The organism is Polaromonas sp. (genome assembly GCF_036676035.1).
Taxonomy (GTDB): domain Bacteria; phylum Pseudomonadota; class Gammaproteobacteria; order Burkholderiales; family Burkholderiaceae_C; genus Polaromonas.
This window is the reverse complement of the sequence record NZ_JAKFDR010000010.1, coordinates 15814-32964: the sequence shown is the minus strand read 5'-3', so window position 1 is coordinate 32964 and position 17151 is coordinate 15814. Positions and strand designations below refer to the sequence as shown.

Sequence of the window (17151 nt, the reverse complement as noted above, 5' to 3'; positions counted from 1 at the left end):
GGTCAACCTGCACTCAATCTGCATATCACGGAGCACAAGCATGGGCACAAACATCGGATTCCTCGCTGGCAAAAAACTGCTGATCACGGGCGTATTGTCCAACCGTTCCATTGCCTACGGCATTGCCAAGGCCTGCCACGCACAAGGCGCCGAGCTGGCTTTCAGCTACGTCGGCGAGCGCTTCAAGGACCGCATCACCGAATTTGCCGCCGACTTCGGCTCCAGCCTGATTTTTGACTGCGACGTGGGCGACGACGCGCAGATCGAGAAACTGTTTACCGACCTGTCCAAAACCTGGCCAACCTTTGACGGCTTTGTGCACAGCATTGGCTACGCGCCACGCGAAGCGATTGCCGGTGATTTTCTTGAAGGTTTGAGCCGCGAAGGCTTCAAGATCGCCCACGACATCAGTGCCTACAGCTTTCCGGCCATGGCCAAGGCCGCCCTGCCTTACCTCAACGACAAGTCCGCCCTGCTGACCCTGACCTACCTGGGCGCGGTGCGCACCGTGCCCAACTACAACACCATGGGCCTGGCCAAGGCCAGCCTGGAGGCCTCGGTGCGCTACCTGGCCGAATCGCTGGGCCCCAAGGGCATGCGCGTCAACGGCATCAGCGCCGGCCCGATCAAGACCCTGGCCGCCAGCGGCATCAAGGGCTTTGGCAAGATTCTCAGCGTAGTGGCCGAAGCCTCGCCGATCCGCCGCAACGTGACGATTGACGACGTCGGCAACGTCGCCGCCTTCCTGCTGAGCGACCTGGCGGCCGGCGTCAGCGCCGAAATCACCTATGTGGACGGCGGCTTCAGCCACGTGGTGGGCGGCATCGCCGAGCCGGCCGGCGGCGAGTGATTTTCGACAACCGGTGCAAGACCGTCGGCCAATGCTGAAGCGGGCCACGGCCGCGCTGCTGATTGCAGGCGTCGCCCTGGCGGCGGCAACTGGGGCCTGCGTCGGGTGGTGGCCTGGACAATGCGCGTGGCTGGATTCCTGGACGGCCCACTTCCGGAAAGATCCCGCCCTCTCGGCACGTTACGACTGGCCGGCAGGCATTTCCTTCAAAGCGCCGCTGGACCTGCCGCACATCAACAACTACCCGGCGTTTGCCCGCTTGGGTGCTCGCGGCACCGTCATGTGGCAGGAGGGCCGCCTGCACGTCACGCTCAGCGAGATCACCCATGCCCGCGAGCGCAATGTCTGGTTTGACTGCCGCGACATCCAGCAGGTGCGCGTTGGGCTTAGCCCGGATGGCCCTTATGACGAGCGCTCGGTCGACAAGCCGGCAGGACACTGGTCGGGGTGGCAAACCGTCAACTTGCAGCGCCCGCCGCAACAGCCGCTCATCGCGCGCAACACCTGGTCTTTTGAGGTCAACACCGATCCGGGCCAGCGGCCATGGGCGCAACGGCTCGCCATCGAGGCGCGCTGCACCGTACGGGATGGTTCGCAATTTGGCATCGTCCGCTACAGCCCTGCGTGGTTTCTGGCCAGGGCAGCGCATGCACAGGCACGGGCCCCGGACCCGTGCATGCAGGCGATGCGCCTGTACGACGCCATTTCCGCCAGTTGCGTCACTGCCGTCGCCGCGCGGCTGAGCAGTCCCTGGGGGCGGCGGGAAGCCGCCACCTCGCCTCTGGCTGAAGCCAGTTGGCTGGATCTCGCCATTGCCGAGCGCGTGCCGCAAGCCTTGCGGCCGCTGGTGCGGGCAGGTGTCGACGTCAATGGCACCAGCGGCGAGCAGCGAGAAACGGCGCTGATCTATGCCGCAGGCAATGGCGACGCCGACATGGTGCGGGAGCTGTTGATGCTGGGCGCGCGCAAGGACCAGGCTGATGCCAAGGGCTTCACGCCCTACAACGCGGCCGCTGTGGGCGGGTTTGGCGACGTCGCGCTGGAGTTGGCGGAGCAAGGCGTGGCGCGCGACCTGAATACCGGCCCGGCCTACACTGCCTTGTCGCTGGCGGCTTACCACGGTGAAATCCAGGCGGTGCGCCGCCTGTTGGAGTCCGGCAGCGACCCGGACAAACAGATCAACGGCTGGTACAACGCCTTGCACCACGCCGTGAAGAAAAACAACGTCGAACTGGCGCGCTTGCTGCTTGCCGGCGGCGCCGACCCCAACGTGTCGGTGGCAGCGCGCCGCGGCGAAACCCCTCTCATGATGGCCGCCGAGAACGGCAGCATCGAGATGATGGAGCTTTTGCGCATGATGGACGCGCGGCTTGACGCCGTGGACAAGCTGGGCAAAACCGCCGCTGACTATGCGATGTTCTTCCGCCAAGGCCGGGCCTCGGACTACTTGTGTCGGGCTGGCCTTGACTCTGCACGGCTCGATACCTCGCCCCAAAACGGAGATGCCGTCAAACGTGCAAGCTGCGGCTGAACGCTGCAACTCCTCTGGGCTTGGCTGCTCAGTAAGCTACTATATTGATAGCACCTTGCACCCATCACTGCTGGGCTGGAGGCCAAAATGGCTTTGATGCGCGGGGCTACCCGCCTTGCCCGGGTTTGAGTCCATCAAGCCCGGCGCCAATATTCATAGCACCAGGCCGTTTCGAACCCTGCCCGCCTGTAGAGCGCCAAGGCCGACGCATTGCCGTCTTCCACCTGCAGGAAGGTGCGTGCCATCCCTTTGTGTATCGCAGCGTCGGCCAGCCCAGCCAGGACGCGTCCGGCCAGCCCCCGGCCCCGGTAAGCCTGGTCGGTGCGCATACCGTGCACGCTGGACCATCCATGGCCAAAGGCCGCAGCGCCTGCGGCCACGGTTCTTCCGTTCTCGCGAACACTGGCATAGAGCGAATCACGCGCCCGGCTCAATGTCTTGACGCGGCTGGCGCCGTCAACAGGGTCGAAGCCCTCACCCAGGAACAGGGCCGCCCATGCCTCGTCAGGTGAACTGGCGGTTTCGGCGGGCGTTTGCGTGGAGACCTGGCGCATGGCTTTGGCCAACGCCACTTGCACCAGCACGGGACGCTCCGTTTGGTAGCCTCGCCGTATCAGCGCTCGCCGCAAGAGGTCGAAACACGGCTCGGTCGCGATGCGAAAGACTGGCGGCAGGCCGCGTGCCTCATAGCGCGCCTCAATCCGGCCGATCACGGCGTCATCGGTCGCTGTGTGCTGAAGTGGCACGGCGCTCCTGGCTCGACCGACCGTCCCTTTGTCGAAGGGCAAAAGCCAGCCTTCCAGCTCCTCAAGGGCTTCGGGTGACACGGCGGCAATCGTTGCCCGTTCTATGTTTTCAATATCGCTGGAGGTCATGGTTTCAGTGAAGTTGTTTGAGGGCGCCAGAACGAATGATGCGAAGTTTGGGCAGCCAACATCAGGCATGCCTTGCAAGCCCTCAGCCAAAAACACTCACAAGCAAACCACAAACCGGCAGGCCTTATTTCTTCACGCAATCGGCGTAGTAACGCACCTTGCCATCGGCATCGGCCTCTTCCACCAGGCCGTGGATGTCGGTCTCGAAGCCGGGGCACTGTGCGTTGAATTCGCGTGAGAACTTGAGGTAGTCCACGATCTTCCTGTTGAAGACCTCGCCGGGAATCAGCAGCGGAATGCCGGGCGGGTATGGCGTGACCAGGCCGACGGTGATGCGCCCTTCCAGGTGGTCAATTTCCACGCGCTCGGTGGTGCGGTGAGCGATGTGGGCGTAGGCGTCGCTGGGCTTCATCGCGGGTGCCAGATCGCTCAAATAAACCTCGGTAGTCAGCCGCGCGATGTCGTACTTGGCATAAAGCGCATGAATATGCTGGCACAAATCGGCCAAGCCCATATGCTCGTATTTCGGAAACTTCTGGCAGAACTCGGGCAGGATGCGCCACATCGGCTGGTTCTTGTCGTAATCGTCCTTGAATTGCTGCAGCGCCGTCAGCAGCGTGTTCCAGCGGCCCTTGGTGATGCCGATGGTGAACATGATGAAGAAGCTGTAGAGCCCGGTCTTTTCAACAATCACGCCGTGCTCGGCCAAAAACTTGGTCACGATGCTGGCGGGAATGCCGGTTTTGGCAAACTTGCCATTGAGGTCCAGGCCGGGCGTGACGATGGTCGACTTGATCGGATCGAGCATGTTGAAACCGGTCGCCATCTGGCCAAAGCCATGCCAGTTGTTGGCGCCATTCTTCGCCGTCTTGGCGCTGCGCGACTCACCCTTGATGATCCAGTCCTTGGCCTCCCCAATGCCCTCTTCCACGAGTTTGTCCGGCCCCCAGACCTTGAACCACCAGTCGCTGCCGTATTCGTCGTCGATCTTGCGCATGGCCCGGCGAAAGTCCAGCGCCTCGGCGATGCTTTCTTCGACCAGCGCCGTGCCGCCGGGTGGCTCCATCATGGCGGCGGCTACGTCGCAGCTGGCAATGATGCTGTACTGCGGTGAGGTCGAGGTGTGCATCAGGTAGGCCTCATTGAAGAGGTGCCTGTCAAGCTTGACGTTTTGCGAGTCCTGCACCAGCACATGGCTGGCCTGGCTGATGCCGGCCAGCAGCTTGTGAATCGACTGCGTGGCATACACCACCGCATTTTTCGGCCGGATGCGGTTCTTGCCCATGGCGTGATAGCTGCCATAAAACGGATGGAAGGCCGCATGCGGCAGCCAGGCCTCGTCAAAGTGCAGGTTGTCGACATAGCCGTCGAGCATGCCCTTGATGGTTTCGGTGTTGTAGAGCACGCCGTCATAGGTCGACTGCGTGAGCGTCAACACGCGCGGCTTGACCTTTTTGGCGTCCACGCCCTTGAGCAGGGGGTTGGCCTTGATCTTGGCTCGGATGGCTTCGGGCTCGAATTCGCTCTGCGGAATCGGGCCAATGATGCCGAAATGGTTGCGCGTGGGCTTCAAAAACACCGGGATCGCACCCGTCATGATGATGGCGTGCAGGATGGACTTGTGGCAGTTGCGGTCCACCACCACCACGTCGCCGGGCGCCACCGTGTGGTGCCAGACCATCTTGTTGCTGGTGCTGGTGCCGTTGGTCACGAAAAAGCAGTGGTCGGCATTGAAGATGCGCGCCGCATTGCGCTCGCTGGCCGCCACCGGGCCGGTGTGGTCCAGCAACTGGCCCAACTCTTCCACGGCGTTGCAGACGTCGGCCCGCAACATGTTTTCGCCAAAAAACTGGTGAAACATCTGCCCGACCGGGCTTTTCAGGAAGGCGACCCCGCCCGAATGGCCCGGGCAGTGCCATGAAAACGAGCCGTCTTCGGCGTAGTCGAGCAAGGCCTTGAAAAACGGCGGCTGCACGCCTTCGAGGTAGCTTTTGGCCTCGCGGATGATGTGGCGCGCCACAAACTCGGGCGTGTCCTCGAACATGTGGATGAAGCCGTGCAGTTCGCGCAGGATGTCGTTGGGGATGTGGCGCGAGGTCTTGGTCTCGCCGTACACATATATCGGCACGTCCAGGTTCTTGCGGCGCACTTCTTCGATGAAGTTGCGCAGGTTCAAGACGGCCGGGTCCAGATCGGGGCCGGGCGTGAACTCTTCATCGTCAATCGACAAAATGAAGGCGCTGGCGCGGCTTTGCTGCTGGGCAAACTGCGACAAATCACCATAGCTCGTGACCCCCAGAACCTCGAAACCTTCGGACTCGATGGCCTGTGCCAAGGCGCGGATGCCCAAACCCGACGTGTTCTCGGAGCGGAAGTCTTCGTCAATGATGACGATGGGAAAGCGGAATTTCATGGCGGTACACAGCTATGGAGGGGCCCCGAACCTGTCGGAGGGCATGCAAAAACGCTCAAATGGGCATAGACAGGTTCAGCCCGAACGGTTCAAGACTGCGAAGTGTACGGAAATAAAGCGGCAACATTCTGCGGTATGGTCTATTTGCCTCAAAATGTCGCACAAGACCTACAAAAAGGAGTCAAGCATGGGCGAATCAACCCTCTGGTGGTTGCTGGCAGCGGCCGCCGTGGCGGTAGAGCTGATCACGGGCACGTTTTACCTGCTGATGGTTGCCCTGGGCCTGGCCGCCGGCGCCCTGGCGGCGCACCTGGGTCTGGCCGCCATCGGCCAAATCGTGGTGGCCGCGCTCGTGGGTGGGGGCGCCGTGGCCGCCTGGCACTGGCAGCACAGCAAGGCGCCACCGCGTGAGCCCGCCAGCACCAACCGTGATGTCAACCTGGACATCGGCGAGCCGGTGCAGGTCGCCCAATGGAATGCCGACGGCACGACCACCGTGAAGTTTCGTGGCGCCAACTGGACCGCCGTACTCGCCAATGGGGCAGCCCAGCCTGAAGGCGGCAATTTCCGAATCAAGGAAATGCAGGGCAACCGCCTGATACTGGAAAAAATGTAATTCCCCAGCCCCCCCTCAGGCCAGGGCCGCCTAAAGGGGCCTGAACTGATCGTTTCTGATCTTTCCCGATTTTTTACCTGACTTTTAAACCGTTCCCGACTGGAGAAATCAATGGAACTTGCGCTCATTATTCTTGTGGTGGCTGGCATTTTTATCGTGCGCAGCATCAAGGTCGTGCCCCAGCAAAACGCCTGGGTGGTGGAGCGCCTGGGCAAGTACCACGCCGCGCTGACGCCAGGCCTCAATTTTCTGGTGCCCTTCGTTGACAGGGTGGCCTACAAGCACAGCCTCAAGGAAATTCCGCTCGACGTGCCCAGCCAAGTCTGTATCACCCGCGACAACACCCAGCTGCAGGTGGACGGCATCTTGTATTTCCAGGTGACCGACCCCATGCGCGCCAGCTACGGCTCATCCAACTACATCGTGGCCGTCACGCAACTGGCCCAGACCTCGCTGCGCAGCGTCATCGGCAAGCTCGAGCTCGACAAAACCTTTGAAGAACGCGACATCATCAATGCCCAGGTGGTCGCCGCGATTGACGAGGCCGCCCTCAACTGGGGCGTCAAGGTGCTTCGCTACGAGATCAAGGATTTGACGCCCCCGAAGGAAATCCTGCACGCCATGCAGTCGCAAATCACCGCCGAGCGTGAAAAGCGCGCACTGATTGCCGCCTCGGAAGGCCGCCGGCAGGAGCAGATCAACATCGCGACCGGCGAGCGTGAGGCCTTTATTGCACGTTCAGAAGGTGAAAAGCAGGCGGCCATCAACAACGCCCAGGGTGAGGCCGGCGCCATCACGGCTGTGGCCGAAGCCACGGGGCAGGCCATTGAGCGCATTGCCGCGGCCATCCGCCAGCCCGGCGGCGAACAGGCCGTGCAGCTCAAGGTCGCTGAAAAAGCCGTGGAAGCCTATAGCAAGGTGGCCGCAGACGCCAGTACCACCCTGATCGTGCCCAGCAACATGACCGAGGTGGGCACGCTGATTTCCTCGGCCATGAAGATGGTTCAGACCCAAAAAGCCTGAGCCCATGCCTGAACACATGCCTGATACGGCCCGCAACGTCCTGGGCACGGAGCTGGTGCCCTGCTCTTACGATCCGCTCACCGGTTATTTCCGGGATGGCTGCTGCAACACGGATGAGTCCGATCTGGGCTCGCACCTGATTTGCGTGCGCGTCACCCAGAGCTTTCTCGAATTCTCCAGCGCACGCGGCAACGACCTCACCACCCCTCGCCCGCAGTACCGGTTTGCCGGCCTGAAGGCCGGTGACCGCTGGTGCTTGTGTGCCAACCGCTGGCGCGAAGCGCTGGAAGCCGGTGCCGCGCCACCGGTCATCATGGAGTCCACCCACTGGAAGGCGCTGGAGTTTGTCACTCTCGCGCAACTGGAAAAACACCGCTTTCAGGGTGCCCTGCATTAAGCACCGCCCCAAGCATCGGACGCATTGAAGCAGAAACCGGCTTAGTCACTGCTACAATCGAAGGCTTCGCGGAAAGGTGGATGAGCGGTTTAAGTCACACGCCTGGAAAGCGTGCGTGGGGTAAAACTCACCGCGGGTTCGAATCCCGCCCTTTCCGCCAGAAATAAGTAAACACGGGGCCTAGCGCCCCGTTTTGCTTTCTGTTCCCACATAAATGCCCACAATCACGGATTGGCCTTGGCGTTCTATTACCCGTGGCGGCCAGGCGACAAAAAAAAGCCCGCTCGAGGCGGGCTGGTGTGGGGAGGGGCTTAGGCGGCGATCATCTCCGGCTTTTCGACCCGAGCTTTCGAACGCCATTTGTGGTTGCGCTCGGTCGCAACGATCTGCTGGTTAACCAGGCGGTCCACGGTGTTTATTCTGTTGATGACTTCACTCATCTTGCCGTCGCCCTTGAGCTTCTCCAGGATCAGCATGCGCATCGTGGCATCGGCGGATTTTGGCACTTTGCCAGTCCGCTCCCACAGGCTTGCCGCCTGTTCCGTTAGGCCGAGCATGGCGGCAAAGTTCTGCTGAGACAGGCACAGCATTGTGCGCAGGAAGCGAAACTCTTTCCCGGTCAGCCGGCCAGTTTTATTGGCCAAATCGATAGCCAGCAGTTCATGCAGGCCATCTGCATCATCAATTGACACCGCCTTGCCGTATGGCGTGTCGACAACGTTAAAGCCGTTTTCCAGCCAAACGTTGTTAAGCCCGCTTTCGGTGTAGTGGTACATCAGACTCTCCGTTTTTAAATTAAATCAACATCACTGTCACAACCAGCAAGTCTGGGTTGTCGTCATCGAGCGCCACTACCGCAGCACAATTGCGGCCGGCAACATACAACTCCATGCGGCACTCCAGACTTCCTTTTGACGGGTTCGGTTCGGGAGTTCTGCGAATCAAGCCGCATCGAAGGATTTCGTACACCTCATGGATCGTCACTTTGCGTTCCTTCATCCGCGCTTTGGTGTGCGGGACAAGGAAAACTTTCGACGAATCCTTGGCGATGGTCCGGATATGCTTCTGAATCTGCGACTTCGAGAGCTTCCCGAAAACAGCGTAACCCATAAAAAGTATGCCCTACTATAACGTCACAGACTTGATTCCGTATGACAAATTTCCCTAATCCTTGTAAGAATTTGGGTATTGGTGCACGTTATCAGGGATTTACCTTCCCAAGATGCCGACAAACCCGGAGGTACTACCGGATCTTGGTCCCGTGCTCTTGAATTGATAGTTGCTGGATATATTCCCAGCCACTTCTCACATACCTTCCGCTCCCACTTGTCCTTCGCCTTGCCCTCTGCAATGGTCTGCCACTGCATATTTTCGGCCGCATCGGCGCCGCCGCAGGCTAAAGGCTTAACGTGGTCGATCACGTAGCCCTTGCAGGGCCCCATGCGCGCTCCCGTGGCAGGGCGCGGTGTGTGCCGATGATTCGGGCGATCGCCAGCGGAGTTAGCGCCTCCTGTTTGGCCCTCGATTCTTTTGCGGTGGCTGCAAATACTGGCGCGAGGGAGCGGGCTGTGCTTGTTGTGGCGGTTGCTGTACCAAAATTGTTTGAACCTGATTGATGTACGCCTTGCCCAGATGGTTTTCAATGATCTTGGCGGCACCGGTACCCATCATCGTCAACGTAGCCGCGTGGAAGATGCTTAGAAAGATATCCTGCTCTTCCTCATCGTCCTCTAACGAGTCGACGACCAAACCCTGAGCACGCAGTGAATCGCGATCCAGATGCCGACCGTGGCTATTGAAATTTTCGTGGCTCGATAGCCAAGTAGCCGCTTTCGCAGCCTTCTGCGGACCATCTGGATCGGCTTTGAACATGTTCTCCCGAAGCCATTTATCAACAAGAGTGTTGGACAACAGGGAGGCCCGCTCGGCCTGCACAATCAGATCCGGCCCATATTGAGTAAGAATGGGCGCCCACACTGCAAGTGCACGCGGATCGTTCATGCATTCCTTCTTTGCCCGTTCAAACTGCTCAATGATTGACTGAACAGCCACCTGCCGGTGACCACCGAGAGTTGTCGGTAAAGTAAATTGAGGATCGGCAGGGCCTAAGAAAGAGTGCTTGCCCATGACGATACGATCCGCTGCGCATGCAATCATGCCGGCAGCGGACATTGCGGCATTTGGAACTATCGCGCGAATATGGGTAAATTTGCTACGCAGGTAGCTCACCATCGCATCGGCAGCATCAATTTGGCCGCCAGGGCTATGGATAATCAGGTCTAGTTCTTTTTCTTGAACGCCGTGAAATACCTCCATGAGACCTTGGAGGTCACCATCATGAATCGACAGCATCTCGGGCGGCACATTGGGATCAGGAGTACTCCACTTCGTGGCGTACAAAATAACGGCACGGCCCGTTTTTTGTCGAGCTGCAACCAAGTATTTACGCCTTACAGAATCAAACGCATTCTGAGCGTTGTATTTTCGTAGGTCGTCTATCTCGGCAGCGATTGCACTCCAGGAAGGCATCTCAGACGGATGCCAGGAACGCTTCTGGGGTTACGGCAGAAGTCGTTGTCGTGTAACGAACGCTCGCCACTGGGCGCATCTGATCCATCACCACAGAGGCACGGCGACTAATCTCAAGCGTCTCAATAATTTGTTGAATGCCTGGCTGTTCCATAGCTTTTGCGAACATCAGATCAAATTCTGTACTGGATTGGGTTTGGACCATGGCGCCGCTCCGGGTCGCTGGCGACCGTTTCGCAAACCGCTGACCATCAGCAATCCGCAAACAGCGCCAAGTTTTATCGTTATGAATACATTTTGAGCCAGATTTGGGCAGTTTTCATGTGCCAACATCAATAAACTGTGAAATCGTTAAGAGGCCGCCCGTTTCGCCATAGATAGGCTGACGACATCCAAAGTCAGCAGAACAAAGAAGAAAAGAAAAAAGCCACCTTGCGGTGGCTTTTTTCATGCCTGTGAACGGATTAGTTCAGAGGTGATTTCTTGCCGTCTTTGTAGACATACAAGGTGATGGCGGGGTTCTTCAGCTCGCCATTGGGCTCAAACGCGATCGTGGTGGTCACGCCTTTGTAGTTGGTCTTGATCAACTCGGGGGTGTAGACCTTTGGATCGGCCGACTTGGCACGCTTCATGGCGTCGACCAGAACGAAGGTCGCGTCATAAGTGTACGGGCTGTAAACCTGGAACTGACCAGGGTACTTGGCGTCGTAACGGGCCTTCCAGGCCTTGCCGCCGGGCATCTTTTCCAGCGAAGCGCCGCCTTCAGCGCAAACCACGTTGCCCAGCGTCTTGGCACCAGCAGCCAGTTTGGCGATTTCAGAGGTGCAGATGCCGTCACCGCCGAAGTACTTGACGTTGGACAGGCCGAGTTGCTCCATCTGGCGCAGCATCGGGCCGGCTTGGGGGTCCATGCCGCCGAAGAAGATCGCGTCAGGGTTTTTGGCCTTGATAGCGGTCAGGATGGCCATGAAGTCGGTGGCTTTGTCGGTGGTGAACTGCTCGTCAACAACCGTCATGCCTTTTTGCAGGGCGGTTTTCTTGAACACTTCAGCCACACCCTGGCCGTAGGCCGAACGGTCGTCGATGATGGCGACTTTTTTCAGCTTCAGTGCGTCAGCGGCATAAAACGCCAGGCCAGCGCCCAGGGCGTTGTCGTTGGCAATGATGCGGTAGGTGGTTTTGTAGCCTGGCTTGGTCAGGTTGGGGTTGGTCGCAGCGCCCGTCACGTGGGGGATGCCGCAATCGTTGTAAACCTTGGAAGCGGGGATGGTGGTGCCTGAGTTCAGGTGGCCCACAACGCCTGCCACTTTGGAGTCGCACAATTTTTGTGCGGCAGCGGTGCCCTGTTTTGGATCAGCCGCATCATCTTCGGCAACGATTTCAAATTTGACCTTTTTGCCGCCGATGACCACGTTTTGCGCGTTCAGATCTTCAATGGCCATGCGGACGCCGTTTTCGTTGTCCTTGCCGTAGTGGGCTTGTGCGCCCGACACGGGAGCGACGTGGCCGATTTTGACGACCATGTCCTGCGCTGCTGCAAAACCGGCCAATGTGGCCATCGCAGCTGCAACTGTCAATTTCAATTTCATTTGCATAAAAACTCCATTTGGAAATTACCTAAAAGTTGAGAACAAACTATTCTTTTTTGCTCAACGGGGCGAACATATCGCAATTTTCGGACCCGCACCATAGCAACGTCCCTAGGTTATTCCCGATAAGGGGGTTTACCCGGTGGATACATTTCCTTATGCAGGCCGGGCTGTCGCGAAAAGGTTTTTTGGCGGTGTATAAACCTTGCCGGCCCGAAATCAGGCCCTCGGGTCCGGGGCGGTTTCAGGCGCCAAAGCCTGGCTGACCGACTCGCGCACCACCTGCTCGATTTCCTCGCGAAGCCGGGGCGCCAGGGTCTGGGTGTGCTCCAAAATCAGCTGGCCCACCGTCTCCCGGAGCCGCCGTTCGAGGACGAGGTCCACACGCTGCATGACGCGCTGCAGGATCTGCGCTTCAAGCTGGCCCGGCGGTACGGCCGCCCCTGCGGGTCGGGCCGCAGTGGGCTGTGGAAGCGCCTGCACCACTTCAGTCAAAGTCGGTACAAAACGCGGCGGTACGGTCGAATGGTTCATTGGGTAAGTTCCGCGCTACGCGCTGCGGTATTGGCTACGACGTCACAAGCGCTTCGCGCAGTTGTGAGTCTTCGCCGCAACTTCGTTGTCGCCTTGGGAGCGGCCCGGCGGCTCATGCATTGTCTCCGGTGCTGGCCAGGTCATGCCGTTTCATGGCGTAACCCCGGTCGGCATAGTGCTTCCAGCGGCTGCGCGCGCTCGCACGGTCATCGTTTTCCCCTGTGACCACTTCAATACAGCGCTCAAAGCGCTCAAAACCTTCAGGAACTTGCGCCCCCAGATTCACCAGCACCTCATGGCGGCTGCAATCCTGGAGAGACTCCAGCAGCAACAAGGGCGATGCGGCCATCGTGGCAGCGTCGGCGCCAGCCTGGCAATGCGGCACAAACTCCAGCGGAGAAAAAGTCCAGAGCAGTTGGTCCAGCCGGGCCAGCGTCTGGGGCTCGGCCGTGACCACCACCTGCGCCCCGCTGATGTAGGCCTTGCGCAACAGACGGCAGCTGTAGGCCAGCTTGTCAGGCACGTTGAAATGAAAGGCTATTTCGGTCATGTCCGGGCGCTTTTTTGTTTCAGGAAGACGCCTTGGCCTTGCTGCCCCTGGCCTTTGTTCCGGTTTTTGCGCCTGCTTTGCCGGCCTGGCCCAGCAGATACTCCACCAGCAAAGGCACCGGGCGCCCGGTGGCCCCTTTGGCGGCGCCGCCCTTCCACGCCGTTCCAGCAATGTCCAGATGCGCCCAGGGAAACTTGTCGGCAAAACGCTGGAGGAACTTCGCCGCGGTGATGGCGCCGCCGGCCCGGCCCGCCACATTGGCGACATCGGCAAAATTGGTTTTCAGGCCATCGGCATAGTCTTCGTCCAATGGCAGTCGCCAGCACAGGTCGAGTGACGACTCTCCGGCCTGTGCCAGCGCCTGCGCCAGGCCATCGTCACTTGAAAACAGGCCGCTGCGCACACCACCCAGGGCCACCACGCAGGCGCCGGTCAGCGTGGCGATATCGATCACCGCCTTCGGCTTTAAGCGTTCCGCGTAGGTCAAGGCATCACACAGCACCAGCCGGCCTTCGGCGTCGGTATTGAGAATTTCTATGGTTTGCCCGCTCATGCTGGTCACCACATCGCCGGGCTTGATGGCGCGGCCATCGGGCATGTTTTCGCAGGCGGGAATCAGGCCCACCACATTGAGTGCGGGCTGCAGCTCGGCCAGCGCCCGGAAGGTGCCCAGCACACTGGCCGCGCCGCACATGTCGAACTTCATTTCGTCCATCTCCGCTGCCGGCTTGATGGAAACCCCGCCGGTGTCAAAGGTGATGCCCTTGCCGACCAGCACAATGGGCGCCACGGCCTTGGGCGCGCCGTCATAGCGCAGCACGATAAACCGCAAGGGCTCCTCAGACCCCTTGGCCACCGCCGCAAAGGCGCCCATGCCCAGCTTGGCAACTTCCTTGGGGCCGAGAATTTCGGCCTTGATTTTGGGCAGCTTGCCCAAGGCCTTGGCGGCGCCGGCCAGCAGCGTGGGCGTGGCATGGTTGGCCGGCCGGTTGCCCCATTCCCTGGCCAGTTCCTGCCCCTTGACCAGTCCTGCCGCGATCTCAAACCCGGCCTTGAGCGGCGCCAGCGCAGACGCACCCAGCACCACCCGCTGCAGTTTGCGGGGGGCCGGCTTGGATTTGGTGTTTGTATAAGTGTAGGTAGCGTCGCTGCAGGCCAGCACCGTCGCTTTGGCCACATCTTCGCCGGGCTCACTCAGGGTGCTCAGGCACACCAACGCCTGCTGCGCATTGCTCGATTTCAGCGCCCCCATGGCCGCTGCCACGGCCGTTCGCACGTTTTTGGCGCTGCCGTCACCCACCCCAGTCAGCAGCACACGCGTGGCCGCAATGCCCGCCACGCGGTACGCACTGAGCAGCTTGCCCGGTTTACCTTCAAAATCCCCGGCCTCCAGGGCCTGTCTGGCCAGTTGGGACACTGCGTCGTTGCCGCCACTGAAGTCCTGGGGTATCAGAACCACCAGTGCATCGCATTTTTCGGTGCAAACACGGGCACGGGTCAATGTCTTGAGTTCAAAGTTCATAATTGAAGGTCTTGCAGGTAAAAACAAAAATAAAGCAGAAACAAATAGCCAGGCAATGTTATTCCAATCTTCGATTCGCAAAGAGTTGGCCCGCAGTTTCGGGGCAACGCTGGTGGTGCTGATCACCATCGTGATGACCATCGTCCTGATCCGCACCCTGGGCCAGGCCTCGCGCGGCTTCATCAGCCCGCAGGATGTGATGCTGATCATGGCCTATGCCGCATTGGGCCGGCTGCCCACCATTTTGACCCTGTCCCTGTTCATTGCGATGGTCAGCACGCTGTCGCGCATGTACCGCGACAGCGAAATGGTGGTCTGGTTCAGCAGCGGGCGTGGCCTGGCCGGGTTTCTCGGCCCCCTGTTCCGCTTTGCCTGGCCGGTGCTGCTGGTCATTACCCTGATGTCGCTGTTTGTCTGGCCCTGGTCCAACCAGCAGACGCTGGAGATGAAAACCCGCTATGAAAAACGCGGTGACCTGGAGCGCATTGCACCCGGCCAGTTCCAGGAGTCCGCCAGCGGCAACCGCGTGTTCTTCATTGACCGCGAAACCGCAGGCCCCAAGGCCAGCAACAACGTTTTCATTGCCTCGACCGAAAAAGGCAAAAGCGCCATCACCACCGCCCGCTCCGGACGCATTGAAACCCAGGGCGACGCCCAGATGCTGATGCTGGAGGCCGGCCAGCGGCTGGAAGCCGTGATCGGCAAGTCAGCGCTCAAGATCAGCGACTTCGAGGAATACGGCAGCAAAGCCGGCAGCGCCACAGAGCTCAATGGCGACGCACAGGAGCCCAAGTCAAAATCCACGCGGACGCTGCTCAAGTCACCAACGCGCAGCCACCTTAGCGAACTGGCCTGGCGCATCGGCCTGGCATTGGCCGCCGTCAATTTTGTGGTGCTGGCCGTTGCACTGGCCAGTGTGAACCCGCGCGCCGGGCGAAGCAGCAACCTGATTTTTGTGCTGTTCGCCTTTGTGGTCTACAACAACCTGCTCAACCTCGGGCAAAACTGGATTTCCCAAGGGCTCATCGGCTTTGGCAACCTGCTGCTGGTCTTGCATGGCGGCGCCTTGCTGCTGGGCCTGCTCTGGCTGGCCAAGCGGCATTCCAACTGGACGCTCAAAGCCGCCCTGCGTCCACGCCGGGCAACACCCGCCCAAACCGGGGCACGGCCATGAAAACCATTCGACGCCTTGTTTATGGAGAAGTGGCGCTCTCCATCGCGCTGGTCGCGGCGGGTTTCCTGGCCCTGTTTTCCTTTTTTGACCTGGTCGACGAGCTGCAATACCTGGGCAAAAACAATGGCCTGACGGGCGGTGACGATGTCTACCAGATCAAGCATGCGCTGCTGTACGTGGCCCTGCAGGTCCCCAGCCATTTGTATGAGCTCTTGCCCATCTCGGTCCTGATCGGCACCATTTTTGTCATGGCGCGGCTGGCGCAAAGCTCTGAATACACCATTTTGCGCACCAGCGGGCTGGGCCCCTGGCGGGCGCTGCAACTGCTGCTGGGCCTGGGGGCGTTTTTTGTGGCCTTAAGCTTTGCCGTGGGCGACTACCTGGCGCCTGCCGCCGACCGGGCCGGGCAACTGCTCAAGGCCCGCTACCAGGGCCGCATCACGGTGGGCCAGACAGGCGCCTGGCTCAAGGAAAAACAGCCCTACAACACCTATGTCGCCAACGTCAAAGCCCTGAACTCCGAGAACGAAATGCAGGGCGTGCGGGTTTTTGAGTTTGACAACAAAGGCCTGGTGGTCTCCATCACGGAAGCACCGGTGGCCCGGTTTTTAGCCGATGACTCATGGATTTTGAGCAATGCATCGCGCTCCGAATTCGAGGTTCAGGCCAGTACTGCCCCCACCGGCCAGAACGGGAAGCGGGAGACGGCCCGGGTCAGCCGCAGCGTGCTTGAAGTCTATCGCTGGCCCACCGGAATCAGCGCAGAAATGGTATCGGTGGCCTTGCTCAAGCCCGAGCGCATGAGCACGGTCGACCTGTTCAAGTACATCCGGCACCTCAACGCCAACAGCCAGACCGCCCAGCGCTATGAAATCGAATTCTGGAAAAAGGTGTTTTACCCCTTGAGCTGCCTGGTCATGGTCATGCTGGCACTGCCTTTTGCCTACCTGCACTTTCGCGCCGGGGGCATTGCCGCCTATGTATTTAGCGGCGTGATGATCGGCATCAGCTTCTTCCTGCTCAACAATGTGTTTGGCTACATTGGCAACCTGCAAAACTGGCAGCCCTGGCTGGCGGCGGCAACGCCCGGCATCTTGTACATGCTGGTCTCGCTGGGGGCTTTTGGCTGGCTGGTGTTGCGGCGCTAGCGCAAGCATGAAAACCGGCATCATCCTGTTTGCACACGGCTCGCGTGACCCGCAGTGGCAGCAGCCGATCGAGGCTGTGGCCGCGCAGATTCGCGCACGCGACCCGGTGGCCCTGGTGTGCTGCGCCTACCTGGAGCTTGGCACGCCCACCCTGCCCCAAGCCGCTACTAATTTGATAGCTGCAGGCGCACAAAAAATAAGGGCTTTCCCGCTATTTTTGGGGGTAGGTAAACATGCCCGGGAAGATTTCCCGCGCTTGATAGAGCAAATCCGCGCCGAGCACCCCGGCATCGCGGTTGAACTCCTGCCGACCGCCGGGGAGCACCCCCGACTGACGGCCCTGATGGCGGAGATTGCGCTGTCCTAATCACTTGGGGTGATCGTTCTTTCCGTGCAAGTT

General features: G+C 59.9%; 19 protein-coding genes and 1 tRNA gene. 9 read left to right on the top strand and 11 right to left on the bottom strand.

Going from position 1 to position 17151, the window contains the following annotated elements; genetic code table 11:
• The first annotated feature begins 52 nt into the window (after nt 1-52).
• Complete coding sequence (gene fabI / locus V6M61_RS02035; RefSeq protein ID WP_332774993.1) at nt 53-850, top strand: enoyl-ACP reductase FabI; 798 nt, start codon at nt 53-55, stop codon at nt 848-850.
• Nucleotides 851-881: 31 nt separating this feature from the next.
• Nucleotides 882-2381 (top strand): ankyrin repeat domain-containing protein, encoded by a 1500-nt coding sequence (locus V6M61_RS02030; RefSeq protein ID WP_332774889.1) that lies wholly within the window; start codon nt 882-884, stop codon nt 2379-2381.
• Between the two features lie 134 nt (nt 2382-2515).
• On the opposite strand, the gene V6M61_RS02025 is transcribed toward V6M61_RS02030, so the two are convergent.
• Together V6M61_RS02025 and V6M61_RS02020 are read right to left on the bottom strand one after the other, a co-directional pair.
• The gene (locus tag V6M61_RS02025) at nt 2516-3256 is read right to left on the bottom strand and encodes a GNAT family N-acetyltransferase (protein WP_332774888.1); all 741 of its coding nucleotides are present in this window, start codon (nt 3254-3256) and stop codon (nt 2516-2518) included.
• Between the two features lie 124 nt (nt 3257-3380).
• Nucleotides 3381-5669, bottom strand: a complete 2289-nt coding sequence (locus tag V6M61_RS02020) for an arginine/lysine/ornithine decarboxylase (RefSeq protein WP_332774887.1) — start codon at nt 5667-5669, stop codon at nt 3381-3383.
• Between the two features lie 187 nt (nt 5670-5856).
• Here V6M61_RS02020 and V6M61_RS02015 point away from each other — a divergent pair, with 187 nt between their 5' ends.
• From V6M61_RS02015 to V6M61_RS02000, 4 genes are all read left to right on the top strand, one after another.
• Nucleotides 5857-6285, top strand: a complete 429-nt coding sequence (locus V6M61_RS02015; RefSeq protein WP_332774886.1) for an NfeD family protein — start codon at nt 5857-5859, stop codon at nt 6283-6285.
• A 111-nt stretch (nt 6286-6396) separates the two neighbouring features.
• Nucleotides 6397-7308 (top strand): SPFH domain-containing protein, encoded by a 912-nt coding sequence (locus V6M61_RS02010; protein WP_332774885.1) that lies wholly within the window; start codon nt 6397-6399, stop codon nt 7306-7308.
• 4 nt (nt 7309-7312) lie between these two features.
• Entirely contained in the window at nt 7313-7705 is a 393-nt protein-coding gene (locus tag V6M61_RS02005) for a DUF2237 family protein (RefSeq protein WP_332774884.1), read from the top strand.
• Nucleotides 7706-7775: 70 nt separating this feature from the next.
• Nucleotides 7776-7865, top strand: a tRNA-Ser gene (locus tag V6M61_RS02000).
• Between the two features lie 151 nt (nt 7866-8016).
• Here V6M61_RS02000 and V6M61_RS01995 read toward each other — a convergent pair.
• The 9 genes from V6M61_RS01995 to V6M61_RS01955 all read right to left on the bottom strand — a co-directional run bounded on the left by V6M61_RS01995 (nt 8017) and on the right by V6M61_RS01955 (nt 14429).
• On the bottom strand, nt 8017-8481 hold the full coding sequence (locus V6M61_RS01995; protein ID WP_332774883.1) for a transcriptional regulator: 465 nt from the start codon (nt 8479-8481) through the stop codon (nt 8017-8019).
• A 19-nt stretch (nt 8482-8500) separates the two neighbouring features.
• The gene (locus V6M61_RS01990) at nt 8501-8815 is read right to left on the bottom strand and encodes a DUF4258 domain-containing protein (RefSeq protein ID WP_332774882.1); all 315 of its coding nucleotides are present in this window, start codon (nt 8813-8815) and stop codon (nt 8501-8503) included.
• Between the two features lie 390 nt (nt 8816-9205).
• Nucleotides 9206-10234, bottom strand: coding sequence for an SDH family Clp fold serine proteinase (locus tag V6M61_RS01985; protein ID WP_332774881.1), 1029 nt, complete (start codon nt 10232-10234; stop codon nt 9206-9208).
• A 1-nt stretch (nt 10235) separates the two neighbouring features.
• The gene (locus V6M61_RS01980) at nt 10236-10439 is read right to left on the bottom strand and encodes a hypothetical protein (protein WP_332774880.1); all 204 of its coding nucleotides are present in this window, start codon (nt 10437-10439) and stop codon (nt 10236-10238) included.
• A gap of 114 nt (nt 10440-10553) precedes the next feature.
• Nucleotides 10554-10685: a hypothetical protein gene (locus V6M61_RS01975; RefSeq protein WP_332774879.1), complete on the bottom strand. Its 132-nt coding sequence runs from the start codon at nt 10683-10685 to the stop codon at nt 10554-10556.
• Between the two features lie 13 nt (nt 10686-10698).
• Complete coding sequence (locus V6M61_RS01970) at nt 10699-11829, bottom strand: branched-chain amino acid ABC transporter substrate-binding protein (RefSeq protein ID WP_332774878.1); 1131 nt, start codon at nt 11827-11829, stop codon at nt 10699-10701.
• 213 nt (nt 11830-12042) lie between these two features.
• On the bottom strand, nt 12043-12357 hold the full coding sequence (locus V6M61_RS01965) for a hypothetical protein (protein ID WP_332774877.1): 315 nt from the start codon (nt 12355-12357) through the stop codon (nt 12043-12045).
• A gap of 112 nt (nt 12358-12469) precedes the next feature.
• Nucleotides 12470-12907 carry a DNA polymerase III subunit chi gene (locus V6M61_RS01960; protein ID WP_332774876.1) on the bottom strand — a complete coding sequence of 146 codons (438 nt, stop codon included), beginning with the start codon at nt 12905-12907 and terminating at the stop codon, nt 12470-12472.
• Between the two features lie 19 nt (nt 12908-12926).
• Nucleotides 12927-14429 carry a leucyl aminopeptidase gene (locus V6M61_RS01955; protein WP_332774875.1) on the bottom strand — a complete coding sequence of 501 codons (1503 nt, stop codon included), beginning with the start codon at nt 14427-14429 and terminating at the stop codon, nt 12927-12929.
• Between the two features lie 55 nt (nt 14430-14484).
• On the opposite strand from V6M61_RS01955, the gene lptF reads away from it, so the two are divergent.
• The 3 genes from lptF to V6M61_RS01940 are packed head-to-tail and all read left to right on the top strand — an operon-like array spanning nt 14485 to nt 17118.
• A complete protein-coding gene (gene lptF / locus V6M61_RS01950; RefSeq protein ID WP_332774874.1) occupies nt 14485-15603 on the top strand; it encodes an LPS export ABC transporter permease LptF in 1119 nt (372 codons plus the stop codon).
• Nucleotides 15600-16751, top strand: a complete 1152-nt coding sequence (gene lptG, locus V6M61_RS01945) for an LPS export ABC transporter permease LptG (RefSeq protein WP_332774873.1) — start codon at nt 15600-15602, stop codon at nt 16749-16751. The genes lptF and lptG overlap by 4 nt, the downstream gene beginning before the upstream one ends.
• A 7-nt stretch (nt 16752-16758) precedes the next feature.
• The gene (locus tag V6M61_RS01940; protein WP_332774872.1) at nt 16759-17118 is read left to right on the top strand and encodes a sirohydrochlorin chelatase; all 360 of its coding nucleotides are present in this window, start codon (nt 16759-16761) and stop codon (nt 17116-17118) included.
• Nucleotides 17119-17151 lie beyond the last annotated feature (33 nt).

Bases quoted from the DNA above. Each gene is read 5' to 3' on its own strand.
- V6M61_RS02030 (WP_332774889.1), top strand. From the start codon at position 882: ATGCTGAAGCGGGCCACGGCCGCGCTGCTGATTGCAGGCGTCGCCCTG.
- V6M61_RS02025 (WP_332774888.1), bottom strand. From the start codon at position 3,256: ATGACCTCCAGCGATATTGAAAACATAGAACGGGCAACGATTGCCGCC.
- V6M61_RS02020 (WP_332774887.1), bottom strand. From the start codon at position 5,669: ATGAAATTCCGCTTTCCCATCGTCATCATTGACGAAGACTTCCGCTCC.
- V6M61_RS02015 (WP_332774886.1), top strand. From the start codon at position 5,857: ATGGGCGAATCAACCCTCTGGTGGTTGCTGGCAGCGGCCGCCGTGGCG.
- V6M61_RS02010 (WP_332774885.1), top strand. From the start codon at position 6,397: ATGGAACTTGCGCTCATTATTCTTGTGGTGGCTGGCATTTTTATCGTG.
- V6M61_RS02005 (WP_332774884.1), top strand. From the start codon at position 7,313: ATGCCTGAACACATGCCTGATACGGCCCGCAACGTCCTGGGCACGGAG.
- V6M61_RS01995 (WP_332774883.1), bottom strand. From the start codon at position 8,481: ATGTACCACTACACCGAAAGCGGGCTTAACAACGTTTGGCTGGAAAAC.
- V6M61_RS01990 (WP_332774882.1), bottom strand. From the start codon at position 8,815: ATGGGTTACGCTGTTTTCGGGAAGCTCTCGAAGTCGCAGATTCAGAAG.
- V6M61_RS01985 (WP_332774881.1), bottom strand. From the start codon at position 10,234: ATGCCTTCCTGGAGTGCAATCGCTGCCGAGATAGACGACCTACGAAAA.
- V6M61_RS01980 (WP_332774880.1), bottom strand. From the start codon at position 10,439: ATGGTCCAAACCCAATCCAGTACAGAATTTGATCTGATGTTCGCAAAA.
- V6M61_RS01975 (WP_332774879.1), bottom strand. From the start codon at position 10,685: ATGAAAAAAGCCACCGCAAGGTGGCTTTTTTCTTTTCTTCTTTGTTCT.
- V6M61_RS01970 (WP_332774878.1), bottom strand. From the start codon at position 11,829: ATGCAAATGAAATTGAAATTGACAGTTGCAGCTGCGATGGCCACATTG.
- V6M61_RS01965 (WP_332774877.1), bottom strand. From the start codon at position 12,357: ATGAACCATTCGACCGTACCGCCGCGTTTTGTACCGACTTTGACTGAA.
- V6M61_RS01960 (WP_332774876.1), bottom strand. From the start codon at position 12,907: ATGACCGAAATAGCCTTTCATTTCAACGTGCCTGACAAGCTGGCCTAC.
- V6M61_RS01955 (WP_332774875.1), bottom strand. From the start codon at position 14,429: ATGAACTTTGAACTCAAGACATTGACCCGTGCCCGTGTTTGCACCGAA.
- lptF (WP_332774874.1), top strand. From the start codon at position 14,485: ATGTTATTCCAATCTTCGATTCGCAAAGAGTTGGCCCGCAGTTTCGGG.
- lptG (WP_332774873.1), top strand. From the start codon at position 15,600: ATGAAAACCATTCGACGCCTTGTTTATGGAGAAGTGGCGCTCTCCATC.
- V6M61_RS01940 (WP_332774872.1), top strand. From the start codon at position 16,759: ATGAAAACCGGCATCATCCTGTTTGCACACGGCTCGCGTGACCCGCAG.